The sequence below is a fragment of the Kitasatospora cheerisanensis KCTC 2395 genome (assembly GCF_000696185.1).
Taxonomy (GTDB): domain Bacteria; phylum Actinomycetota; class Actinomycetes; order Streptomycetales; family Streptomycetaceae; genus Kitasatospora; species Kitasatospora cheerisanensis.
In genome coordinates this window covers 6,203,167-6,206,973 of the sequence record NZ_KK853997.1, presented here as the reverse complement: position 1 = coordinate 6,206,973, position 3,807 = coordinate 6,203,167, and the positions used below count along the sequence as shown (strand labels likewise).

General features: G+C 76.9%; 4 protein-coding genes. 2 read left to right on the top strand and 2 right to left on the bottom strand.

The window, feature by feature from the left end:
• Nucleotides 1–14: 14 nt before the first annotated feature.
• A complete protein-coding gene (locus KCH_RS27915; protein ID WP_035867525.1) occupies nt 15–440 on the bottom strand; it encodes an organic hydroperoxide resistance protein in 426 nt (141 codons plus the stop codon).
• A gap of 35 nt (nt 441–475) precedes the next feature.
• On the bottom strand, nt 476–931 hold the full coding sequence (locus tag KCH_RS27910) for an SRPBCC family protein (RefSeq protein ID WP_035867522.1): 456 nt from the start codon (nt 929–931) through the stop codon (nt 476–478).
• Nucleotides 932–1,181: 250 nt separating this feature from the next.
• Here KCH_RS27910 and KCH_RS27905 point away from each other — a divergent pair, with 250 nt between their 5' ends.
• Both KCH_RS27905 and KCH_RS27900 read left to right on the top strand, forming a co-directional pair.
• The gene (locus tag KCH_RS27905) at nt 1,182–1,787 is read left to right on the top strand and encodes a VOC family protein (RefSeq protein ID WP_084224284.1); all 606 of its coding nucleotides are present in this window, start codon (nt 1,182–1,184) and stop codon (nt 1,785–1,787) included.
• 23 nt (nt 1,788–1,810) lie between these two features.
• On the top strand, nt 1,811–3,807 hold a 1,997-nt coding region (locus tag KCH_RS27900), incomplete at its 3' end, for an ATP-binding protein (protein WP_051653516.1).

The window sequence follows — 3,807 nt, the reverse complement described above, 5'->3', positions numbered from 1 at the left end:
TCACCGGGCCGGGGTCAGACCGCGGTGACGTCGATGGTGACCGGGATGTTGCCGCGGATCGCCTTGGAGTAGGGGCAGATCCGGTGCGCGGCCTCGGCGAGTTCCTCGGCGGTCCGCCGGTCGACGCCGCCGAGCCGCGGGGCGAGGGTGGCGCGGAGCGTGAACTCGCCGTCGTCGCCGTGCTGGAGGGTGACCTCGGCGGTGATGTCGGTGCTGGTCAGCCGGATCCGGCGCTGGGCGGCGGCGTGCCGGAGCGCGCCGAGGAAGCAGGCGGCCCAGCCGGCGGCGAACAGCTGCTCGGGGTTGGTGCCGTCGCCGGCGCCGCCGAGCGGCTTCGGGATGGACAGGCGGTGTTCGAGCAGCCCGTCGTCGGAGCGGGCGGTGCCGCCGTTGCGGCCTTCGCCGGTGACCTCGACGGTGGCGGTGTAGGTGACGGCCATGGTGCTGGTCCTTTCGGTCAGTACGGGAGTGTCGGTCACCGGTGGGCGGGCCGGTGGCGGGCCTCGACGGCCCGGACGGTGGTCTTCAGGGCCTTCGCCAGGACGCCCCTGCCGACCGTGCCGAGCAGCAGTCCGGTGATGCGGCCCTTGAGGTTCTTGCCTTCGCGGACCACCACGACGTCCAGCCGGGTCGACCCGTCGGGCAGCGGCGTGAAGGTGTAGGTGTGGCCGGACGCGCCGCCCCAGAGGTTGGAGTCGGTGGTGGTCATCACCACGCGGTGCGGGTCGGACCAGTCGTAGTGCAGCCGTTCCCAGATGCCGCCGGAGCCTTCGGTGACGTCCGCGTGGCCGTCGCCCTCGGCGTGGACCCGCAGGGACTCGTCGGCGCTGTTGGGGAACAGCTCGCGCCGGCCGGGCGAGAAGTCGGTGAGGCAGGCGACGAACTGTTCGGGGGTGGCCGAGGTCCGCTCGGTGAATCGGATGGTTGCCATGGGGGTGCTCCCTGCGCTCCTCGGGTCGGTGACCGGTTGCCCCCAGACTCGCCGCCGGCGGCGCCCGGTCGAGCCGGTGCCGGCCACTGGTCGCCCCGGGCCCGGACCCTGGCGGGGCACGGGGCACGGGCCCGTGGTCCCCGGGCCCGGGTACCGGCCAGGGTCCGGCACGGGCGCGACGGCCCGCGCTCCCGGAAGGGTGGTCCGCGGCGGGGCCGGCCGGCCCCCCTTCGTGGCACAGGAGCTGGCGATGGTGGAATTCAAGATCGAGGTCGTGGTCGTCCCGGTGTCGGACGTCGACCGGGCCAAGGACTTCTACAAGCGGATCGGGTTCCGCGAGGACGTCGACTTCTCCGGCGACGGCGGCTTCCGGGTGGTGCACCTGACCCCGCCCGGCTCGGCCGCGTCGCTGATCATCGGCAGCGGGGTGACCGACGCGGCGCCGGGCTCCGAGCGCGGTGTGCACCTGATCGTCGAGGACGTGGTCGCGGCCCGCGCCGAACTGCTCGCGGCCGGGGTCGAGGTGAGCGAGGTGTTCCACGACGCGGGCGGGGTCTTCCACCACGCGGGCACCGTCGGCCGGGTCCCCGGCCCGCACCCGGAGCGGCAGTCGTACGGCTCCTTCGCCTCGTTCGCCGACCCGGACGGCAACACCTTCGTGCTCCAGGAGGTGACCGAGCGCCGCCCGGGCCGGGTCCGGCACGTGGTGTACCGCTCCGCCGCGGAGGTGGAGGCGGCGCTGCGCGACGCGGCGCTCGCCCACGGCGTGCACGAGGCCGAGCTCGGCCACCCGGACCCGGACTGGCCCGGCTGGTACGCCGCGCACATGGCCCGCGCGGCCGGCCTCGGCAGCTGAGAGCGGAGCCGGTGGAGTCGGGCATGGCCGGATCGGGTCGGCGGGTCACCGCGATGGTGGGCCGCGCGGAGGAGCAGGCGGAACTGGCGGCGTTCGTGACGTCCGCCGCGGGGCGGGCGCTGGTGCTGCGGGGCGAGGCGGGCGTCGGCAAGAGCGCGCTGCTGGGGCACGCCGCGGCGGTGGCGGAGCGGGAGGGTTCGACGGTCGTCCGGGCGGCGGGCGTCGAGGTGGAGTCCGGGCTGCCGTACGCCGGGCTGCACCACCTGCTGCACCCGCTGCTCGGCGAGGTCGCGCGGCTGGACGACCCGGCCCGGGCGGTGTTCGACGCCGTGTTCGGCGGGCGGCCGGGCGAGCCGCCGTCGGTGATGGCGCTCGGCATCGCGGTGCTGGGCCTGCTGGCCCGGGCCGCCGAGCAGCGGCCGCTGCTGCTGGTCCTCGACGACGGGCAGTGGCTGGACGACTCCAGCGCCGACGTGTGCGGCTTCGTCGGCCGCCGGCTGGCGGGCGGGCCGGTACGGCTGCTGATCGCGGTCCGGGCGGACCTGCCGTCCCGGTTCGACACCGCCGCGCTGCCCGAACTCCCGGTCGCCGCCCTGCCCGACGCGGACGCGGCACGCCTGCTCGACGACCGGCATCCGGACCTCCCCCGGCAGGTCCGGCGGGCCGTGCTGGAGCAGGCCCGCGGCAACCCGCTGGCCCTGCTGGAGCTGCCCGCGCACTACGCCGGCCGCCCGGACGACGCCCCCGCCGACGACCTGCTCGGCCGCCCCGGCGTGCCGCTGACCCGGCGGTTGCAGCGCCTGTTCGGCACCCGCATCGCCGCCCTCGACGAGCACGTCCGCGACGAGCTGCTGCTGGGCGCGCTCGACGGGGCGGGCAGTGCGAGCGACACCGCCCCCGGCACCCGGTACGCCATCCGCGACGCCGACCCGGCGGTGGCCGCCGGGCTGCTGGACGTCGATCCGGCCGGCGGCGAACTGGTGTTCCGGCACCCGCTGGTGCGCTCCGCCGTGATCCGGATGGCCACCCCGAACCGGCGCCGCGCCGCCCATCTGACGCTGGCCCAGGTGCACGGCCAGGACCTCGAACGCCGTGCCGCCCACCTGGCGGCGGCCACCGTCGACCCCGACGAGGAGGTGGCCGGCGTGCTGGAGGCGGCGGCCGAGTCGGCGACCCGGCGCGGCGGCGCCCTGGCGGCCGTGTCCTGGCTGACCCGGGCCGCCGAGCTCAGCGAGCACCCCGCCGACCGGTCCCGGCGGCTGGCCGACGCGGCCTTCGTCGCCGGCCACGCCGCCCGCCTCGGCCAGGCGCACCGGCTGGTCCGGGCCGGCCTCGCCCCCGGCGCGGCCGAGCCGCCGGCCGCGGTGCTGGCCGCCGGCTACCGGGCGCTGTACCAGGACGGCGACGTGCGCTCCACCCACCGCCGGGTCGCGGCCGCGATCGAGCAACTGCGGGACGGCGGCGGCGCGGAGCCCGCGGAGGTGCTCGACCGGCTGGTGATCCTGCTGCTGGCGGTCGGTCAGTACAGCGGGGACGCCGCGGTGTGGGAGAGCACCCGTGCGCTGCTCGCCTCGCTGGGCGACCGGGTCGGCGAACGCGCCCGGCTGTTCGCCGACACCTGGAGCGACGTGACCCGGCACGGCGCGGCCTGGGCCGGAACGGTCCGGCGGGCCGCCGCGGAGCTGCCCGAGCTGGAGCCGTGGGACGTCAGCCGGCTCGGCTCGGCCGCGTACCACCTCGACCTGCTCGGGCACTACCGTCCGCACCTGGAGCGGGTGGTGGACCGCGAGCTGGAGACCGGGGCGGTGGCCACCGGCATGGTGATGCTGCATCAGCTCACGCTCGACCGGACGGCGGCGGGCGAGTGGGCCGCCGCCGAGGAGACCGGGCGGCGCGGCCTGGCCCTGGCGGTCGAGCACGGGCACCGGCTGTTCGCCGCGCAGAGCCGCGCCTACCTGGCCCAACTCGCGGCACTGCGCGGACAGTTCGCGCAGGCGCGGGACCTCCAGGCGGAGGTGGA